This window comes from Streptomyces sp. Act143, assembly GCF_003143935.1.
In the GTDB taxonomy this organism is placed as follows: Bacteria; Actinomycetota; Actinomycetes; order Streptomycetales; family Streptomycetaceae; genus Streptomyces.
This window is the reverse complement of the sequence record NZ_QFRX01000001.1, coordinates 8,379,517-8,397,264: the sequence shown is the minus strand read 5'-3', so window position 1 is coordinate 8,397,264 and position 17,748 is coordinate 8,379,517. Positions and strand designations below refer to the sequence as shown.

Annotated in this window: 16 protein-coding genes and 1 pseudogene; 8 read left to right on the top strand and 9 right to left on the bottom strand. The window is 71.3% G+C overall.

Features of this window, described 5'->3' with window-relative positions:
* Positions 1–3: 3 nt before the first annotated feature.
* Positions 4–768, bottom strand: coding sequence for an SDR family NAD(P)-dependent oxidoreductase (locus DI272_RS38380; protein WP_109499782.1), 765 nt, complete (start codon positions 766–768; stop codon positions 4–6).
* 591 nt (positions 769–1,359) lie between these two features.
* On the opposite strand from DI272_RS38380, the gene DI272_RS38375 reads away from it, so the two are divergent.
* The 6 genes from DI272_RS38375 to DI272_RS38350 all read left to right on the top strand — a co-directional run bounded on the left by DI272_RS38375 (position 1,360) and on the right by DI272_RS38350 (position 8,306).
* Entirely contained in the window at positions 1,360–1,980 is a 621-nt protein-coding gene (locus DI272_RS38375; RefSeq protein WP_109499781.1) for a redoxin domain-containing protein, read from the top strand.
* Positions 1,981–2,032: 52 nt separating this feature from the next.
* Complete coding sequence (locus tag DI272_RS38370) at positions 2,033–3,364, top strand: epoxide hydrolase family protein (protein ID WP_109499780.1); 1,332 nt, start codon at positions 2,033–2,035, stop codon at positions 3,362–3,364.
* Positions 3,365–3,618: 254 nt separating this feature from the next.
* Positions 3,619–5,004, top strand: a complete 1,386-nt coding sequence (locus DI272_RS38365) for an NAD(P)/FAD-dependent oxidoreductase (protein WP_109499779.1) — start codon at positions 3,619–3,621, stop codon at positions 5,002–5,004.
* 300 nt (positions 5,005–5,304) lie between these two features.
* Entirely contained in the window at positions 5,305–6,645 is a 1,341-nt protein-coding gene (locus tag DI272_RS38360; protein ID WP_109499778.1) for an MFS transporter, read from the top strand.
* Between the two features lie 118 nt (positions 6,646–6,763).
* Complete coding sequence (locus tag DI272_RS38355) at positions 6,764–7,603, top strand: oxidoreductase (protein ID WP_109499777.1); 840 nt, start codon at positions 6,764–6,766, stop codon at positions 7,601–7,603.
* A 49-nt stretch (positions 7,604–7,652) separates the two neighbouring features.
* Positions 7,653–8,306, top strand: a complete 654-nt coding sequence (locus tag DI272_RS38350; protein WP_109499776.1) for a DsbA family protein — start codon at positions 7,653–7,655, stop codon at positions 8,304–8,306.
* A gap of 78 nt (positions 8,307–8,384) precedes the next feature.
* On the opposite strand, the gene DI272_RS38345 is transcribed toward DI272_RS38350, so the two are convergent.
* A complete protein-coding gene (locus DI272_RS38345; RefSeq protein ID WP_109499775.1) occupies positions 8,385–8,936 on the bottom strand; it encodes a YbhB/YbcL family Raf kinase inhibitor-like protein in 552 nt (183 codons plus the stop codon).
* 257 nt (positions 8,937–9,193) lie between these two features.
* On the bottom strand, positions 9,194–10,339 hold the full coding sequence (locus DI272_RS38340; protein ID WP_109501262.1) for a YbfB/YjiJ family MFS transporter: 1,146 nt from the start codon (positions 10,337–10,339) through the stop codon (positions 9,194–9,196).
* 296 nt (positions 10,340–10,635) lie between these two features.
* On the opposite strand from DI272_RS38340, the gene DI272_RS38335 reads away from it, so the two are divergent.
* Together DI272_RS38335 and DI272_RS38330 are read left to right on the top strand one after the other, a co-directional pair.
* A complete protein-coding gene (locus DI272_RS38335) occupies positions 10,636–11,253 on the top strand; it encodes a TetR/AcrR family transcriptional regulator (RefSeq protein WP_109499774.1) in 618 nt (205 codons plus the stop codon).
* Positions 11,254–11,475: 222 nt separating this feature from the next.
* Positions 11,476–12,912, top strand: coding sequence for an NAD(P)/FAD-dependent oxidoreductase (locus DI272_RS38330; RefSeq protein ID WP_109499773.1), 1,437 nt, complete (start codon positions 11,476–11,478; stop codon positions 12,910–12,912).
* A 161-nt stretch (positions 12,913–13,073) separates the two neighbouring features.
* Here DI272_RS38330 and DI272_RS38325 read toward each other — a convergent pair whose 3' ends face one another.
* The 6 genes and pseudogenes from DI272_RS38325 to DI272_RS38300 all read right to left on the bottom strand — a co-directional run bounded on the left by DI272_RS38325 (position 13,074) and on the right by DI272_RS38300 (position 17,433).
* Positions 13,074–14,741, bottom strand: a complete 1,668-nt coding sequence (locus DI272_RS38325) for an MFS transporter (RefSeq protein ID WP_109499772.1) — start codon at positions 14,739–14,741, stop codon at positions 13,074–13,076.
* 137 nt (positions 14,742–14,878) lie between these two features.
* Positions 14,879–15,157 (bottom strand): annotated as a pseudogene (locus DI272_RS38320) (formate dehydrogenase); the annotation flags it as partial.
* A gap of 84 nt (positions 15,158–15,241) precedes the next feature.
* A complete protein-coding gene (locus DI272_RS38315; RefSeq protein ID WP_109499771.1) occupies positions 15,242–15,613 on the bottom strand; it encodes an SgcJ/EcaC family oxidoreductase in 372 nt (123 codons plus the stop codon).
* Positions 15,614–15,647: 34 nt separating this feature from the next.
* Positions 15,648–15,941 carry a muconolactone Delta-isomerase family protein gene (locus DI272_RS38310; protein ID WP_109499770.1) on the bottom strand — a complete coding sequence of 98 codons (294 nt, stop codon included), beginning with the start codon at positions 15,939–15,941 and terminating at the stop codon, positions 15,648–15,650.
* 181 nt (positions 15,942–16,122) lie between these two features.
* Positions 16,123–16,737 (bottom strand): NAD(P)H:quinone oxidoreductase, encoded by a 615-nt coding sequence (gene wrbA, locus DI272_RS38305; protein WP_109499769.1) that lies wholly within the window; start codon positions 16,735–16,737, stop codon positions 16,123–16,125.
* Positions 16,738–16,860: 123 nt separating this feature from the next.
* Entirely contained in the window at positions 16,861–17,433 is a 573-nt protein-coding gene (locus DI272_RS38300; protein WP_109499768.1) for a TetR/AcrR family transcriptional regulator, read from the bottom strand.
* Positions 17,434–17,748 lie beyond the last annotated feature (315 nt).

Sequence of the window (17,748 nt, the reverse complement as noted above, 5' to 3'; positions counted from 1 at the left end):
CCGCTACCAGGTCTGGTCAGCGGCACGTACGAGGATCTCGTTGACGGCCACCCGCCGGTCCCGTGTGACGATGTACGTCACCGCGTCGGCGATGTCCTCGGGCCGCAGCAGCTCCAGACCCCGCACCTGCCGTTCGATCGACTGCCGTACGCCGTCCCGCAGGTGCGAACTCAGCTCGGTGTCGACCGCGCCGGGCTCCACCACGCTCACACGCACGTGTTTGGCCAGGACCTCCTGCCGCAGCGCCTCGGCGAATCCGTTGATCCCGAACTTCGTGAGGTTGTAGACGGCCGTTCCGCGCCGGGCGACCCGCCCCGCGGTGGAGCTGATGTTGACCAGGTCCGCCACCTGCCGCGTGGAGTCCTGCGCGGCCCGCACCAGATGCGCCAGGGCGGCGTGGGTGACGTACAGCAGGCCCTGGACGTTGACCTCCAGCATGCGCTCCCACTCCTGGAGCGGAGCGTTCAGCACCGGCCCGAGCCCCATGAAACCGGCGTTGTTCACCAGCGTGTCCAGGCGGCCGAGTTCGGCCACCACCTGGTCGACGGCGGCCGCGGCCTGGGGCTGGTCGGTGATGTCGGCCGCTACGACGAGGGCAGTGCCGCCGGCGGCGCGGATCTTCTCCGCCAGGCTCGTCAGCCTCTCGCGGCGTCGTGCGAGCAGGGCGACCGTCGCGCCCTGCTCGCTGAGGCTGCGGGCGGTGGCCTCGCCGATGCCGCTGCTGGCGCCGGTGACCAGTGCCACCGTGCCGTGGAGCCGTCCGGTCATGTCGTCTTCCTCCGTCCGCCGTGCTCACCGCGTGCGGAGCCGGCCGTCGGTGTAGGTGTGCGGCGGGCCTCGCATCAGCACCGGTCAGAAGGGCTTGCCACCGGCGTGGTGCGGATCAAGTGAGCGCTCTGCAGCAGTTGTGCAGGATTGTCCCGCAAAGCCACCGGGTCCAGCGAGATGGATCATGTTCGCGGCAGCCTGGGGCGGGATACCTCCGTGCCGTCCCTGGGCCGCATCCGGGCACCCCGGGTGCGCGCAGCCCGCGCTCGACATGTGTGCGCCCGTGTGCCGACCGGGGTGGCCCACGGGTGCGAGCGCCGGGTGCGGAGCACAGACTGTTGAACGACTTCGTACCGATCGCGAGAAACCACGACTTCGTACCGATGGCGAGAGACAGCGAGCCGGCGGCGCCGTAGCGACAGGTCGCCCGTCGACTCGTGCGACGTGACCGCGCGAGCGTGGCCCGGGCGTGCTCGCCCTGCCGTGACCCGGCCGAGGGTGCCGTCCAGGTCCTTCACGCCCGGCCGACCGGCCGGGCACGTCCCAGCAGGTGTTGCCGCTCCGTTCCTCGCCGACCGCGAAAGGCATGCCATGCGCTCCGACATCGTTCCCGGTGCCACGTTTCCCGACTACGAGCTGCCCGACCACACCGGCGTCCTGAGGCGGCTCAGCGAGCTTCAGGGCGAGGACCCGATGATCCTCACCCTGGCCCGCGGCCACTACTGCCCGAAGGAGCACCAGCAGCACCAGGATCTCGCGTCGTTCCAGACGAAGATCGCCGTCGCCTACACGCAGATCGCGACGATCGCCACCGACGAACACCACACCCTCCAGGAGTTCCGCGCCTCGGTGGGAGCCTTCTGGCCCTTCCTGTCGGATCCCGGGCGGATCGTCCAGCGCGATCTCGACATCCAGGAGTACACCGACCCGGAGCACGACCCGATGATCCCGCACACCCTCGTGCTCAAGCCCGGGCTCATCGTTCACCGCGTCTACAACGGCTACTGGTTCTGGGGCCGGCCGTCGCTGACCGATCTCTGGCAGGACCTGCGCCAGGTCAGCAGCGAGGTCCGCCCGGACTGGGATCTCGCCACCCCGGGGCTGCGCGAGAGGTGGGACGCGGGCGACCTCTCCCCCTTCCACGGCTGGAACAAGCGCGGCCTGCGGGAGACACCGCGCGCCCCGCAGCACACGGCTTCGGCGGACCCGTGACCCACCTTGTCCGCGGTGCCCAGCAGACCCGACCCGATCAGAAGGAGTTTGGATGAGCACGACCGAAACCACCGATCACGGTCCCGGCCGGCGCCGGTTCCTGGGCCTCGCGGCAGGCGTCGCCGCCGGCGCACAGATCGGCCTGCCCGGCCAGGCGCGCGCCGCGACCGGCGGCACCACGGCCACGGGCACCGCCGCTCACGGAGGCGCCGGTGTCCGGCCCTTCCGCATCAAGGTCCCGCAGCGCGACCTGGCCGACCTCCGGCGGCGGCTGCGGGCGACGCGGTGGCCGGACGAGGAGACCGTCGGCGACCGGTCCCAGGGCGCCCAGCTGGCGAAGCTGCGCCCGCTCGTCGAGTACTGGGGCACCGGCTACAGCTGGCGCAGGATCGAGGCGAGGCTCAACGCGCTGCCGCAGTTCATCACCGAGGTGGACGGGCTGGACATCCAGTTCGCCCACATCCGCTCCCCGCACTCCGGTGCCCTGCCGCTGCTGATGACGCACGGCTGGCCGGGCTCGATCATCGAGCTGCTGAAGGTCATCGACCCGCTCACCAACCCGACGGCGCACGGTGGCCGTGCCGAGGACGCCTTCCATCTGGTGCTGCCGACCATGCCGGGCTACGGCTTCTCCGGCAAGCCGACGGCGGTCGGCTGGAACCCCGCGCACATGGCGAGCGCCTTCCACACGCTCATGCTCAGACTCGGCTATCCCGAGTACGTGTCCCAGGGCGGCGACTGGGGCGCGATCATCTCCGAGCTGCTCGCGGTGCAGCAGCCCAAGGGACTGCTCGGCATCCACGTCAACATGCCCGGAACCGTGCCGAAGGACGTGCTCCGCCACCTCCGCAACTTCGATCCGGCCCCCGCCGGCCTCTCGGCCCGCGAGAAGATCGCCTACGACCGGTTGCTGCACTTCTACCGCGACGGCTTCGGCTACGCGGCGATGATGAACCAGAGCCCGCAGACGATCGGCTACGCGCTGGCGGACTCCCCGGTCGCCATGGCCGCCTACTACTACGACAAGTTCGCCGAGTGGACCGACAGCGGCGGTGAGCCCGAGAAGGTCCTCACCCGGGACGAGATGCTCGACGCCATCTCGCTGTACTGGCTGACCAACACCGGGACCTCGTCCTCGCGGTCGTACTGGGAGGGCGCCCAGGCCGGTGGCGGGCCGTTCGACGCCGTCGCCATCCCGAGCCTTCCGGTCGCGGTCACGGTCTTCCCCGCCGAGATCTACCGCGCCCCGCTCAGCTGGGGCGAGCGGACCTTCGGCAACATCATCCACTGGAACGAGGTCGACAAGGGGGGCCACTTCGCCGCCTGGGAGCAGCCGCAGTTGCTGACCCAGGAGGTACGGGCCGCGTTCAGGTCCCTGCGGTAGGGCGCTGGGGCGCACGGCGAGGTCATGGCCGGGGGCCTGCCCCGTGGCCGACGCGGGTCCCCGGTGACCACGGCCGGGGATCTGCCCCGTGGCCGACACGGGTGCGAGGCCCCGTCGGCCCGGGGACCATGGGCAAGGACTCCTCGGGCGCGACATCGGCTCGACCAGTCATCGGAAGCCGGGGACGCCGGCTCGACCAGTCATCGGAAGCCGGGGACGCCGGCTCGCGACCTCGTACTGAGGGAGGCACCGACATGGCGCACACCCAGACCGACTTCGACGTCATCGTCATCGGCGCCGGTTCCCCTGGTGAACACACCGCGGGAGAGATCGCCGAACGCGGCTTCCGGGTCGCCGTCGTCGAGCGGGCACTGGCCGGCGGCGAGTGCTCGTACTACGCCTGTGTCCCGTCCAAGACGCTCCTGCGCCCCGGGGAGGCCGTCCACGCGGCCCGGGGCGCCCTGGCACGCGCCGAGGTGGATGTCGCCGCGGCGCTCGCCTGGCGCGACTTCATGGTCTCGGACTACTCCGACGCCGGGCAGGAAGCCTGGCTGAAGGGGGCCGGCATCCATCTGATCCGCGGCACCGCGGTCATCAAGGCACCCGGGGTGGTCGAGGTCGAGGGAGCCGCGTACACCGCCGAGCACATCGTCGTCGCCACCGGATCGTCCTCGTACATCCCGCCCGTGCCCGGTCTGCGCGAACTGGACGGTGTGTGGACCAACCGGGAGGCGACCGGGCTGAAAGCCGTGCCGCGGCGGCTGGTCGTGCTCGGCGCCGGACCCGTGGGGGTGGAGATGGCGCAGGCCATTCGCCGCTTCGGTGCCGAGGTCGTCCTCGTCTCCGGTTCCGACCGGGTGCTCCCGCACGAACCCCGAGCGCTCGGTGAGGGCCTCGGCGAGTGCCTGCGCCGGGACGGCATCGAGGTCGTCCTCAACGCCCGGCCCACCGCCGCCCGCAAGGAAGGCGAGGACTACGTGCTCGACCTCGACGACGGCACCCGGGCGCGCGGGGACAAGCTGCTCGTCGCCACCGGCCGCCGCCCCAACGTGCAGGGCATCGGTCTGGAGAACGTCGACGTCAGCGTGACCGAACGCGGCATCGACGTGGACGAGCACCTGCGGGCGGGCGACGGTGTCTGGGCCGTGGGCGACGTGACCGGTGTCTCGCCGCTCACCCACGTGGGGAAGTACCAGGGCGACGTCCTCGCGGCCCATCTGGCCGGCGAGGAGGTCGAGGCGCACTACGACGCCGTCCCGCACGTGGTGTACACGGACCCGCAGGCCGCGTCCGTCGGGCTCGCCGAGGACCGGTTCTCCGCCGTCGTCCCGGTGAACGGAGTGGCGAAGCTCGCCACGTACACCCGCGACTACGCCGACTTCAACGGCCACCTGGCTCTCGTCTCCGACGGTGCGAGGCTCACCGGCGCCCACGCGCTGGCGCCCGAGGCCGGTGAGTGGCTGCAACAGGCAACCCTGGCGATCCGCGCCGGGGTCCCGATCGGCGTGCTGAGCGACACCATCCAGCCGTTCCCCACCTTCTCCGAACTGTTCGTGGCCGCGCTCAAGCAACTGCGCGCCGCCATAGCCGCCGACAGGCCCGCGGCGGCCCCGACGCATGCGTCCGGCACCCGGAAGTAGCGGCCCGTCGACAGGTGCCTGCCGCAGCAGGAGCTGCCCCGCTGGTGTACGGCACGAGCGGGGCAGCCCCGTCCAGGCGGGCGAGCCGGAACCTCGGGTCGATTGCCGAGCTGGTCACACACAGGCCCACACACCCGCCCGGAGCCGTCCGCGGGCGGGTGTGCCGGACCGGTCGATCACATGTCGTGCGGAGTGTCGGCCGACGGACCCGGAATAGCTGCTCCGTGATCGGCGTTGCGCCGACACTAGACAGACCTGTCTAGTGTCGGAGAAGGCTCCTATCGGCTCAGAAAGTGACCCATGAGCTCCGCACCCATCACAGACACAACAACCCAGGCGCGCGGCCCGGCGAGACGGTCTGCCGCGCACGCCGCCCCCAAGCGCCCCCTCCTGGGGCCGATCGCCTCCGTCGGACTGCTGGCCTCGATCCTTGTCTCGCTGCTGTCCGCGTCGAGCGCGCCCACTCCGCTCTACGCCGTCTACCAGCAGCACTGGGGTTTCTCACCGATCACCGTCACGGTCGTCTTCGGCGTCTACGCCGTCGCCGTGCTCGTCTCCCTCCTGATCTTCGGCAAGGTCTCCGATCACGTGGGCCGCCGCCCGGTCCTCCTGGTGGCGCTGCTCGGCCAGGCCGCGGCGATGGGCGTGTTCATCACCGCCGGCGGGGTGCACGAGCTGCTGGCAGCCCGCGTCATCCAGGGCCTGAGCACGGGTGCGGCCGTCGGCGCGCTGGGCGCCGCGATGCTGGACGTCCACCCGCGGCGCGGAAGCTTCCTGAACTCCTTCGCCCCCACCGTCGGCACGGCGGCCGGCGCGCTGCTGTCCGGCCTGATCGTTCAGTATCTGCCCGAACCGACCCACCTGGTCTACTTCCTGCTGCTCGGCGTCTTCGTCGCGCAGGCGCTCGCCGTGCTCGCCCTGCGGGAGACGGTCAGCCGCAAGCCGGGGGCCGTGGCGAGTCTGGCGCCGGAGATCAAGCTGCCCGCCGCCGCCCGCACCCCGGTGGCCATCGCCGCCCCGGTGCTGTTCGCGGTGTGGTCGCTGACCGGCCTCTACGGCGCTCTGGGACCGGCCATCTCGCGGACCCTCGAGCACTCCGACTCCGTGGTGTGGGGCGGGCTGCCGCTGTTCGTGCTGGCCGGCTTCGCGGGCCTGGCGATTCTCCTCCTGCACCGGGCCGGAACGCGCGAGCTGATGCTGACCGGCATCGCCACCCTGATCACCGGTGTGACGATCAGCCTGGTGTCCATAGGCTCCGGTTCGGGCGGTGCGCTGCCGGCGGCTGGCTTCTTCCTCGGTGCCGCGATCTCCGGCTTCGGCTTCGGCAGTGGCTTCCAGGGCGGCATCCGGATGGTGATCCCGCTGGTCGCACCGCACGAGCGCGCGGGCGTGCTGTCCCTGCTGTACGTCGTGTGCTACCTCGGCCTGGGTGTGCCCGCGGTCATCGGCGGCGTCCTGGTCGTGCACGGTGGCGGACTGGTGCAGACCGCCAGGGAGTACGGCGTCGCGGTCGTCGCCCTGGCTCTCGTGGCGCTGACCGGCCTGCTGCTCAGCGGCCGCCGCGCGGAGCGGGTGGCGGTGCTCCGGCCGGCGGAGACCGGGCCCCGCACCGAAGCCGTGACCGCGGCGCAGGAGGCGTGACCGGCGAGGCCGCCGCCGCGGCGGAGTGACGTACACCGGGCACCCGGCGGGGCTGCCGTGCCCCGTTCTGATAATGTAGACGACCGGTCAGCTATTCAGCGGCTGCCAGGAGGCTCTCATGAGCAGGACATTTCTCATCACCGGCGTCAGCAGCGGCCTGGGCCGCGCCTTCGCCCAGGCCGCACTGGACGCCGGACACCTCGTCGTCGGCACCGTCCGCGGCCCCGAGCAGGCCGACGCCTTCGAGGCGCTGGCCCCCGGACGAGCCGTCGCACGGCTGCTGGACGTGACCGACGACCGCGCCGTGACGGCGGTGGTCGAAGACATAGAACGCACCGTCGGCGCGATCGACGTACTGATCAGCAACGCCGGATACGGGCTGGAGGGCACCGTCGAGGAGACCGGCATGGCGGAGGCGCGGCGGCAGTTCGACGTCAACGTCTTCGGCAGCGTCGCCGTCATCAAGGCGGTCCTCCCCCACATGCGGCGCCGCCGCCGCGGCCACATCTTCACCGTGTCCTCCATGGCGGGGCTGACGGCACTGCCCGGGGTGGCCTTCTACGGGGCGAGCAAGTTCGCCATCGAGGGCATCGCCGGTTCGCTGGCACAGGAGGTCGCGGGGTTCGGCATCCACGTGACCTCGCTGGCACTCGGTTCCTTCCGGACGGACTGGGCGGGCCGTTCCATGGTCCGCGCCCCGCGCACCGTGCCGGACTACGACGAGGTCTTCGGCCCGGTCCGCGCCGCCCGGCAGGCGAGGGACGGGAACCAGACGGGGGATCCGGCGCGCGCGGCCCAGGCCGTGCTGCGGGTCCTCGACAGCGAGAAGCCGCCCCTTCATCTCGTGCTCGGCGCCGACGCCCTGCGCCTGGTGGCGGAGGGGCAGCGGCAACTCGCCGACGATCTCGCCGCCTGGTCCGAGCTGTCGGCCAACACCGACTTCCGCACCGACGACTGACCTTTTCCGGCCCACGACCACACCCGCAGCAATGGCAAGAGGAGTTCCCATGGCCGTATCCGCCTCCCCCGGGTCCCCGACCCCCGTGGATTTCTGGTTCGACCCCGTCTGTCCGTGGACCTGGCTGACGTCCCGCTGGATTCTGGACGTCGCCCGGCACCGTCCCTTGAAGGTGTCCTGGCACGTCATGAGCCTGTCCGTGCTCAACGAGAACCGGCTGGACGAGCTGCCCGAGCGCATCCGCGTGCTGATGGGCGAGGCATGGGCGCCGGTGCGCGTCCTGACCGCCGCCCGCCTCGCCCACGGGCCCGAGGTGCTCGAACCGCTGTACACGGCCATGGGCACGCGCTACCACCTGCATCAGCAGCCCAAGAACCGGGCCACGCTGGAAGCGGCACTGCGGGACGTGGGACTGCCCGTCGACCTGGCCGCCGCGGGCGACACCGACCGCTACGACCAGGAGCTGCGGGCCTCGCACTCCCGCGGGATCACCCTGGTCGGCCAGGATGTCGGCAGCCCGATCATCTCCGTGCCGAGCGCCGACCCGAGCGGCGATCCGGTCGCCTTCTTCGGCCCTGTGGTGAACCCCGCCCCCAAGGGCGAGGACGCGGCCCGGCTCTGGGACGGCGTACTGGCCGTGGCCTCCACGCCGAACTTCTACGAGATCAAGCGCACGCGTACGGGTGACCCCGACTTCGGCTGACACACCTGACACGTGTCCTGTCGCCGCGCGGCGGGAGCCGGCGCGCGGCCGGGCCCGCCCCGGGTGGTCACGCGGGGATCACCCGGCTGCGGCAGGTATCCCGTAGACGGGTGTGAGCCTCGCCCGTGCCAGCCCGTGGGCCACGAGCCGGAAGCCGAGCCAGGCGGGGCTCGCGGTCGGTGTCACGTCGTCGAGGGTCGGGATGTCGAGGGCGTGGACGACGAACATGTACCGGTGGGGCTCCTCCCCCGGCGGTGGTGCGGCGCCGAGGAAGCCCGGCCGACCGGCGTCGTTGGTCAGCGTTCTCGCCCCGGCGGGCAGCAGCGCCGCGCCGGGGTCGCCCGCTCCGGCGGCGAGTCCGGTCACCGACGGGGGGATGTCGTGGACCGCCCAGTGCCAGAAACCACTGACCGTGAGCGCGTCCGGGTCGAAACATGTGACCGCGAAGCTCCTCGTCCCCTCCGGATGCCCGTGCCACGCGAGGTGCGGTGAGCGGTCCTGGCCGGGGCCGCCGAAGATCGCGCTGGTCTGCGCCACGTCCAGGGTCTTCCCGTCAGCGATGTCGTCGCTGCGCAGTGTGAACGCCGGCACAGCCGGAAGCGCGTCATAGGGGTCAACAGGGTGCGGCATGCTCGTCCTCCGTCTGCTCCACGTGTTCACGATCGGACCGGACAGCGACCGCCGTGGCCCGGGGACGACAAACCCCGCCGACCCGGTCGGCAGGCCGCGACGCCTGAACAGGCTAGGTGTGGCCGCGGCGGGGCGCACGGCAAACAGGGGCCCACCTGGGCCCGCCGCCGCCACGTCCGGTCACCACGGGTTCTCGGAGGTTCACCGCGGTCGGTGCGCTCCCCGGGGCCGCGTCGGCAGAGGCGCGGTCCGGCAGATCACCGCGTGGGTCCGCTGCCCGGCTCCGAGGCCGCGTACGCCGTCGGCATGGTGTGCGGGAACTTGATCCGCAGTGCGAAGGCGGCCACGGCGGCGGTCGCGACCAGGGCGGCGGCCAGGAGCAGAGCACGGTGGTAGCCGTGGTGCAGCAACGGCGTCGCGACGAGCGGACCGAGGATCTGACCGACCGAGTACCCGGCGGTCAGCAGGGCCACGGCGCGCGGGAACCGCAGGTGTGTCCCCGTGCTCAGGGCCAGGGTGCTCACGCCGATGAAGGTGGCGCCGAACAGCACCGCGGAGAGGAGCGCGGCCGCCACTCCCCCGAGCAGTGCGGGCAGGGCGATGCCGACGGCCTGGACGGCGAGGGCGGCAAGGAGCAGATCCGGCCGGGACCAGCGGCGCCCCAGCCCCGCCCAGAGAGCGGAGGACGGAATCGCCGCGAGCCCGACCAGCACCCAGGCGCCGCTGCCGATCCAGCCGGGCGACGTCTGGTCGATGGCCGCGACGAGGAAGGTGCCCGCGATGATGTATCCGACCCCTTCCAGCGTGTAGGAAGCGAACAGGGCACTGAACCAGCGGTGGGTCCGCGGCCCTCCGCCGGTGGTGGCAGCGGCTGAGGGGGACGGTCGTGGGGCCGGCCGGGGGGCGGGTTCGGGACGCAGGCCCCAGGCCCCGAGGGTGAGTGCGGTGGCCAGCACCGCCGAGGCCCACCAGGCGGCCTGCCAGTTGCCGACCGTACGCAGGCCGAGGACGAGGACGCCGGACAGCGCGATGCCCGCCCCGACTCCGCCGAAGGCCCAGCCGGGCAGGTGGGCCGGGTGCTCACGCAAGTGGCTGAGCAGGGAGCCGGCGGCGATCACGAAGATCAGCGCGCTGAAGGCGCCCGCGGCGAGGCGCAGCAGCAGCCAGGCGGTGGCGTCGTGGGTCAGGGGCATGCCGGCCAGGGTCGCCACCAGGGCCGACAGGCAGCTGCGCAGTACGGCTCGGGAGCGCACCAGCCGGGGGACGACGGTGCCGGCCAGGGCTCCGATCAGATAGCCGACGTAGTTGGCGGTCGCCAGGTTGGCTCCGGATCCGGCGGACAGGCCGGCCTGGGCGTGCATGAGCGGGAAGACGGGGGTGTAGACGAAGCGGCCGACCCCCATTCCCGTCGCCAGTGCCGCCGCGGCCTGCAGTACGTGGATCCAGGGCGACCACCGCGCGTCCCTGCCTGCCGAGGACGCGCCGTCGGCGGACACCGTGAGCCGTTCCCGGCCGGTGCCGGGCAGCGTCGAGTTGTTGTTTCGCCTGCCTGCCATGGGGCCAGCCTGCGCAAACCGGCCCGCCGGATGCCACGACCGGTTTCCTCCCTGCTGCGAACCTCAGCCTCCTACCGGCCCGGGGCCGGAACATCACAGATTCATTCACCCGCAAAGTAGTCGATCGGTCGTATACTTGTGATATGGGACGGACGAGTGATGCCAAGAACAAGATCCTTACCGCTGCTCACTCACTGATCGAACAGCGCGGTTACTCGGCTCTGGGCGTCGCCGAGATCTGCAAGTCGGCCGGTGTGCCCAAGGGCAGCTTCTACTACTTCTTCGAGTCCAAGGAGACGCTGGCGCTCGCCGTGATCGACGAGCACTGGGCGGCCGAGCGGCGCGAGTGGGAGTGCGCGCTGGAAGGCGACGTCGGGCCCGTGCAGCGGTTGCAGCGGCTGTTCGAGTCCATGGAGACGCAGCAGCGGGCCGGTCAGGACAGCTGCGGCTCGGTCGTGGGCTGCATGTTCGGAAACCTCTCCCTGGAGATGAGCGTCCAGGCCGACGCCGTGCGCGAGCGTCTGCAGGGGATCTTCGAGGCCCAGGTGGACCTGGTCACCGCAGTCGTCGCCGAGGCCCAGGAGAGCGGCGAGGTGACCGTGGCCGACGCCCGCGCCGTCGCCCGGTCGATGGTCGCCCAGGCCGAGGGCCAGGTGCTCTTCGCCAAACTGCACAACGACCCCAGTCAGCTCAGCACGCTCTGGACGAGCTGCCGCGCGCTGCTGGGCGTACCAGAGCCCCAGGTCCCCGCTCACGCCTGACCGGTCCCCGCGAGGGCCCGTCAGGTGTGAGGCCGCGGCCGAAAGCACTTACTCTGCGCGCTCTGCACCAAGGGCTTAAGGTGGCCACCATTCACCAATTGCCGCCTCTCGCCATCGGTGTACGGGGGTGACGGCGACCGTGGGCCCCGCGGCCGCTGTCGGGTACAGGAGCGTCCGTGCACACCGGTGATCCGACGAGGCGACCGGCTCACAGGAGCAGCGATGGACGACGCCTCTCGCACGTACGACGTGATTGTCATCGGAGCCGGGCCGGCCGGTGAGAACGTGGCCGAGCGCACCCGCTCCGCCGGGCTGAGCACCGTGATCCTGGAGCATGAACTGCTGGGCGGCGAGTGCTCGTTCTGGGCCTGCGAGCCGAGCAAGGCGCTGCTGCGACCGGTGATCGCGCGCGCCGACGCCCTTCGGGTGCCCGGGCTGAGGCAGGCCGTGCAGGGCCCGCTCGACGTCCCCGCGGTCCTGGCGCACCGGGACACGATGGCCGAGCACTGGAAGGACGACGACCAGGTCGATTGGCTGGACTCCGTCTCGGTGGACCTGATTCGCGGTCATGGGCGGTTCACCGGGCCCCGGCAGGTGGAGGTGCGCACCTCGGACGGCGACACCGTGCAGCTCACGGCCCGGCAGGTGGTCGTCGTGGCCACCGGCACCGGCGCCGCGTTGCCCGATCTGCCGGGCCTCGACTCGGTACGGCCCTGGACCAGCCGCGAGGCGACGAGCGCCGACCGCGTCCCCGGCCGTCTCACGGTGGTCGGCGGCGGTGTGGTGGCCGTGGAGATGGCCACGGCGTGGCAGGCACTGGGTTCCCAGGTGACGCTGCTGGTGCGCAGCGAGGCCGGTCTGCTGCCCAGGATGGAACCGTTCGCCGGTGAACTCGTCGCCGAGGGCCTGCGCGAACTGGGCGTCGACGTACGCATCGGGACCTCGGTGCTCTCGGTGGAGCGGGACGCGGCCGACAAGGTACGCACACAGGTGTCGGACGGGGACGAGATCGTCTCCGACGAGATCCTGTTCGCCATCGGACGCACGCCGAAGACGCAGGACCTCGGGCTGGAGACCATCGGGCTCACGCCCGGCGAGTGGCTGCCCGTGGACGACACCTGCCGGGTCACCTCCGTTCCCGACGGTTGGCTCTACGCCGTGGGCGATGTCAACCACCGCGCTTTGATGACCCATCAGGGCAAGTACCAGGCACGGATGGCGGGCGCCGTCATCGGGGCCCGCGCCAACGGCGAGCAGGTCGACGACGGCAAGTGGGGGGCACATGTGGCGACCGCTGACGCCGAGGCCGTACCGCAGGTCGTGTTCACCCATCCCGAGGTGGCGTCGGTCGGCCTGACCACGCGCGACATCGAGCGCTCCGGGCGGCGGATCAAGGTCGTCGACTACGACATCGGTCGCGTCGCGGGTGCGCGCCAGTACGCCGAGGGCTACCGCGGTACGGCCCGCATGCTGCTCGACGAGGAGCGGGACACCGTGGTCGGCGTCACCTTCGTCGGCCCCGGTGTCGGAGAGCTGCTGTACTCGGCCACCGTCGCCGTCGTCAGCGAGGTGCCGGTGAGCAGGCTGTGGCATGCCGTCCCGGCGTTCCCCACCATCAGCGAGGTCTGGCTGCGGCTGCTGGAGACGTGCCGAGGCTGATGTGGGCCTTTCCTCATGCTTCGGCTACTTCGGCTACTTCGACTACGAGCTGAGGAGGACGGGACGCACGGGGCCGGGGAGGCGGTGCGACCTGACTGCTGCGGACGGACGCCTTACGCCCGTGCCGCAGAGCCGGGTTCTCCGCGGACCGGCCCCGGTCGTCACGTGGACAGCGGTCGTTCCGTGTCCCGGTCCGCGGTGTGGGTCCGGGCCTCGCCGCCCTGCGCCGGAAGGTTGGTCGCCACCTTCGTGGAGGCGGTGCGCCGGGTGGGCCGCAGGACGACGAGCGCGAGGAGGGCGGCGGCCAGGAGTGCCCCGCCGCTCAGCGCCACGGCGACATGGATACCGCTGGTGAAGGCATGGCCCGCCGCGGTGAGCACGGCACGGCTCTGAGGTCCGGGCGGGAGTTCGCCGAGCGCCCGCAGCCCGCCCCGGCTGAGCAGGGTGTGCGCCTGCACCGCGGTCTCCGGCGGCACCCGCCGCGCGGCGAACTCGTGCGGCAGTGTGGCGGCGACCCGTCCAGTGACCACGGCGCCCAGAACGGCCGGGCCGAGCGCGCCCCCGGTCTGCCGGAGGGTGTTGATCGCGGCGCCGGCCACGCCCATGAGCGGGGCGGGCACCGAGCCCACGGCGATCGCGGTCATGGAGGCCAGCACGAGGCCGAAACCCGCCCCGATCGCGGCGAGACGCCACCACAGCTCGCCGAGGCCACTGCCGGTGGACAGGCCGATCAAGCTCAGCATGCCGGCGCCCCCCAGCACCAGGCCCATGATCAGCGGTACCCGCGGATGCGAGCGGTGGGCGATGCGCGCCGCCAGTGGACCGGTGACGACGATGGGGCCGGTGACGACCAGGAACCGCAGGGCGACGGCACCCACCGTCCGGTGCTGCACGCCGCCGAAGAAGAGGCTCAGCAAAAACAACGTGCCGACCAGGCCGAACATCACCAGCATCGCGACCACGGTGGTGGCGGTGAACTGGCGGCTGTGGAACAGCCGTAGATCCAGCATGGGCGAGGAGGTGCGGCTCTCCCGCAGGACGAACCCCGCGAGCGCGAGGGCGGACAGCACGAACGCGGTCACCACACGTGTCGAGCCCCAGCCGCTGTTCGGGCCCTCGATCACCGCGAACACCAGCAGGGCGATCGCCAGAACGGCCGTGATCTGCCCCGGGGCGTCCAGGGCACGGGCGGCGTGGCGCTGCGTCTCCGCGACTCCGAGGCTCGCCAGGGCGATGCCCAGGAGCGCGAAGGGCACCACGGTGAAGTAGAGCCACACCCAGTGGGCGTCCGCGGCGTCGATCACCAGGGTGCTCAGCCAGGGCCCCACCACCAGGCCCAGTGCCAGCGACGAGGCCCAGGCGGCGATGGCGTGTGCGCGTCGCCGCGGGTCGGGCACGGCGTGCGAGACCACGGCGAGCGAGGAGGCGAGCAGCGAGGCGGCGGCGAGTCCGAGGACCGTCTGAGCCGTCCACAGCAGCTCCACCGACGCACCCGAGCTCAGGCCCAGCACCGCCCCGAGGCAGATCAACGACAGTCCCGCGAGCAGCACCTTCTTGTGCCCGTAGCGCTCTCCCAGCGTCCCGGACAGCAGGATGAAGGCGGCCATGGCGAGGACGAAGGCGTCCAGCACCCAGGTCAGTTCGCTCGTGGTGACACCGAGGTCGGCCTGGATGGACGGCAAGGCCACCGACACCGCCGTCAGCGGCACGTATGCGCAGAAGATGGCGAGACACGCGGCGGCCACGCTCAGCGCCTGCCGACGCGTGCCGGCGTCGCCGGCCGGCTGTGAGGACGGGGAATCGGACGACGGGTTTGACACGGTGGCCATGGAACACACCTTTGAGCAGTCGGAAATACGTGTGCATGAGGGGGGAACGGCATCAAGCTTCGCCGGTCACCGCCACGGACGCACGCTGATGTTGGTGCGGGAGGTCGGTGGTACGTGACCGAACATGCCTCTCGACGTCATGCGTCCCGGTTCTGCCGGGCCGTTCGCGAGGTACCGCGGTCGGGTCGGCCGCCGTCGCCGGCTTGTTCCTCACGCAGCCACCGCGAGTGCTGCCGGTCGGCCCACGACCGGCTTACGTATCCGGTACGCATCCCCAGCCGTGCCTCGGGGTCCTCGAAGGCCCTGCGCATGTGTCCGATCAGGACGAAGGTGATGGCCCAGGCCAGGAGGTCGTGGACGAAGATCGCGCTGGTGCGGGAGATGGCGGGCAGCAGGCCCATGAACCACATCAGCAGACAGCACATGCCAAAGAACGGAACCGGTGTGCCACAGGGAGCACACCGGATCAGCCGTTCAGTTTCCTCGTACGGGCAGGCGCGTCAGTCGCGCCGGGAGACCTGGTAGTGGGCGATGTACCACTCACCGTCCAGCCGCCGGAGCACCACCGTCAGGGTGACCGGAATGGTGGGCCGGTCGGAGAAGGAGAAGTCGACGCTCAGGTATCCGAGCAGGGCCTCCTCGCCGAGCGCCCGGACCTCGAGCACCTCGTAGTCCGCCACCAGTCCGAGCGGCTGGGAGTCGTAGTACTCCGCGACCCCGGGGCGCCCGACGCTGTAGGGGCGCAGCCCCTGGAAGATGGCGTCCTCGGTGAACACCGCTGCCACCTGCTGCGGTTCATGGGCGTCGACCGCGGCCTTCCACCGGTCCATGACGTCCCGCAGGGCGGTCCGCTGTGTTTCGGTGCTGTCCATCAACTGTTCCTCCACTCGGCCATCGCGCCGCGGCTCAGTTCGCGCGGCCCGGATCATTGGGGTGCGACTGCAGCGGGGTGATCACCGCGGTCATCCAGCGCCACAGGGGCAGGGTCCCGAGGACCTTCTCACGCAGTTCCGCCTCGTCGTCCGCGCACCAGACCCCGATGCTGCGCAGCTCTCCGACCGGCCGCCACAGCCGGAACAGGTGGCCCTGAGCGGCGAGTTCGGCGGCTCGCACCCGCTCGGCGGCCCGGATCCGGTCGACCTCGGCCGGGTCGGTGCCCTCGGGCACGGTGGTGGTGAGCTCGACCAGGAACTCCTTCATGACCTCATCTCCTCTCGACGAGGGCCTGGGAGGCGGCTGCGCCGCCGCTCCCGGACGTCGTCTGCGATGCGTCGGGGCCGGGTCCGCGACCCCGACGCCAATGATCAGCTCGTCCTCGCCGGAGGGCGAGCCGCCGCGGCGCGCCGGTGCCCGGCAGGCGCCGGCCGGGGCAGACCGTCCGTCAGGCGGCGGCCTTGATGATTCCGGCGACCCGGACGACGCGCTCGGCCTGGATACGCGCGGCGGCACGCGTGGTGTCGTCCACCGGGGCGGTGCCCTGGGCGTCGACGTGTGAGGTGCCGTAGGGGTTGCCGTCCACGAACTTCTGCGGGTCGGTGAAGCCGGGGGTGACGGTGATGCCACCGAAGTGGTGGATGGAGGTGTACAGGGAGAGCAGGGTCCCCTCCTGGCCGGCGTGCGCCGTCGCGGAGGACACGAAGCCGCTGAAGACCTTGTCCACGAGCTTGCCCTCGGCCCACACGCCGCCGAGGGTGTCGATGAACTGCTTCAGCTGCGCGGAGACGTTGCCGAACCGGGTCGGCGTGCCGAACAGCACCGCGTCGGCCCACTCGACATCCGAGACGGTGGCCTCGGGAATGTCCGCGATGGTGGCCTGGTGAGCGGCCCACGCCGGGTTGGAGTCGATCGCGGCCTGCGGAGCGAGCTCGGCGACCCGCAGCAGGCGGACCTCTGCGCCCGCCTTCACGGCTGCGTCGTGCAGCTCCTTGGCGATCTCCGTGATCGTGCCGGTGGAGGAGTAGTGGATGATCGCGAGCTTGACGGGGGTGGTGGACACGGGGGGCTCCGTTTCAGAGGAAAGCTTCCGTCGTCCGTACTAGACGACCGGTCGCCTAATTTAGATGACCGGTCGTCTTATGTCAAACAGCGATCGGCCCCGGAACCACCGGACCGAGCCGGTCTAGCGCAGGATCACGTCGAAGACGGTGCGGAAGAACGCGTCCACGGGCGCCGTCGACTTGTCGGCCCGTGCCGTGATCAGCGTCCCTTCCCAGGCACTGAGAATGAACAACGCGGTGGCCGGCACATCGAGAGCGGCATCCACGTCACCGTTGTCCCGGGCCTCGCCGAGGACCTGCCGGATCCGCTCCGCCCACGCGTCGAAGCCGCCCTTGACCGCGGCCCGGATCTCCGGGCTGTGGTCGGCCACCTCGGCGCCGAAGTTGCCGACCAGACAGCCGCGGACGAACCCGTTGTCCACGGTGTCCCTGCTCAGGAACTCGAAGTGGGCCCGAAGCCGCTCCAGCGGGGGCACGCCCGGTGTGCTGAGCATCTCGAAGCGCAGGGTGGCGGCATACCGGCTCAGCGCCTCCAGAGCGCTGTCTTCCTTGCTGGAGAAGTGGTTGTAGAACGAGCCCTTGGGGACTCCCGCGGCGGTGGTGATGTCGTTCACGCCGGTGGCGTTGAACCCGTTCTCGTGGAACTGCTGGAGGGCCGCCTGCGCGATCTCCTCGCGCTTGGACGCTCGTCCCATCTCTCCCGCCTTCCCCACGTGTGTCGGCGCACTGGCGAGCGGTCACACACCCTCACCCACGTGCGGCCGGTACGACCGCGAGCGCCTCGGACATGAGACGACCGGACATATCATAGACACCCCACCCGATACCGCACGCACCCGTCGGCCGTCGGGCCGCCGCGCCGTCACTCCGCCGTCACAGGGTCCCAGCCGCCACAACGGCCGCAACGAACCCTCTGGAACTCTGTCGCGAGCGGGCATGCCGTGCTTGAGCGCGGGGTGGGATAGCCTTTTTGAGACGACCGGTCATTTTGAAACCACTCCTGGAGCAGC

Excerpts from the sequence above, each read along its gene's own strand:
- DI272_RS38380 (WP_109499782.1), bottom strand. The coding sequence starts at position 768 with ATGACCGGACGGCTCCACGGCACGGTGGCACTGGTCACCGGCGCCAGC.
- DI272_RS38375 (WP_109499781.1), top strand. The coding sequence starts at position 1,360 with ATGCGCTCCGACATCGTTCCCGGTGCCACGTTTCCCGACTACGAGCTG.
- DI272_RS38370 (WP_109499780.1), top strand. The coding sequence starts at position 2,033 with ATGAGCACGACCGAAACCACCGATCACGGTCCCGGCCGGCGCCGGTTC.
- DI272_RS38365 (WP_109499779.1), top strand. The coding sequence starts at position 3,619 with ATGGCGCACACCCAGACCGACTTCGACGTCATCGTCATCGGCGCCGGT.
- DI272_RS38360 (WP_109499778.1), top strand. The coding sequence starts at position 5,305 with ATGAGCTCCGCACCCATCACAGACACAACAACCCAGGCGCGCGGCCCG.
- DI272_RS38355 (WP_109499777.1), top strand. The coding sequence starts at position 6,764 with ATGAGCAGGACATTTCTCATCACCGGCGTCAGCAGCGGCCTGGGCCGC.
- DI272_RS38350 (WP_109499776.1), top strand. The coding sequence starts at position 7,653 with ATGGCCGTATCCGCCTCCCCCGGGTCCCCGACCCCCGTGGATTTCTGG.
- DI272_RS38345 (WP_109499775.1), bottom strand. The coding sequence starts at position 8,936 with ATGCCGCACCCTGTTGACCCCTATGACGCGCTTCCGGCTGTGCCGGCG.
- DI272_RS38340 (WP_109501262.1), bottom strand. The coding sequence starts at position 10,339 with ATGGGGGTCGGCCGCTTCGTCTACACCCCCGTCTTCCCGCTCATGCAC.
- DI272_RS38335 (WP_109499774.1), top strand. The coding sequence starts at position 10,636 with ATGGGACGGACGAGTGATGCCAAGAACAAGATCCTTACCGCTGCTCAC.
- DI272_RS38330 (WP_109499773.1), top strand. The coding sequence starts at position 11,476 with ATGGACGACGCCTCTCGCACGTACGACGTGATTGTCATCGGAGCCGGG.
- DI272_RS38325 (WP_109499772.1), bottom strand. The coding sequence starts at position 14,741 with ATGGCCACCGTGTCAAACCCGTCGTCCGATTCCCCGTCCTCACAGCCG.
- DI272_RS38315 (WP_109499771.1), bottom strand. The coding sequence starts at position 15,613 with ATGGACAGCACCGAAACACAGCGGACCGCCCTGCGGGACGTCATGGAC.
- DI272_RS38310 (WP_109499770.1), bottom strand. The coding sequence starts at position 15,941 with ATGAAGGAGTTCCTGGTCGAGCTCACCACCACCGTGCCCGAGGGCACC.
- DI272_RS38300 (WP_109499768.1), bottom strand. The coding sequence starts at position 17,433 with ATGGGACGAGCGTCCAAGCGCGAGGAGATCGCGCAGGCGGCCCTCCAG.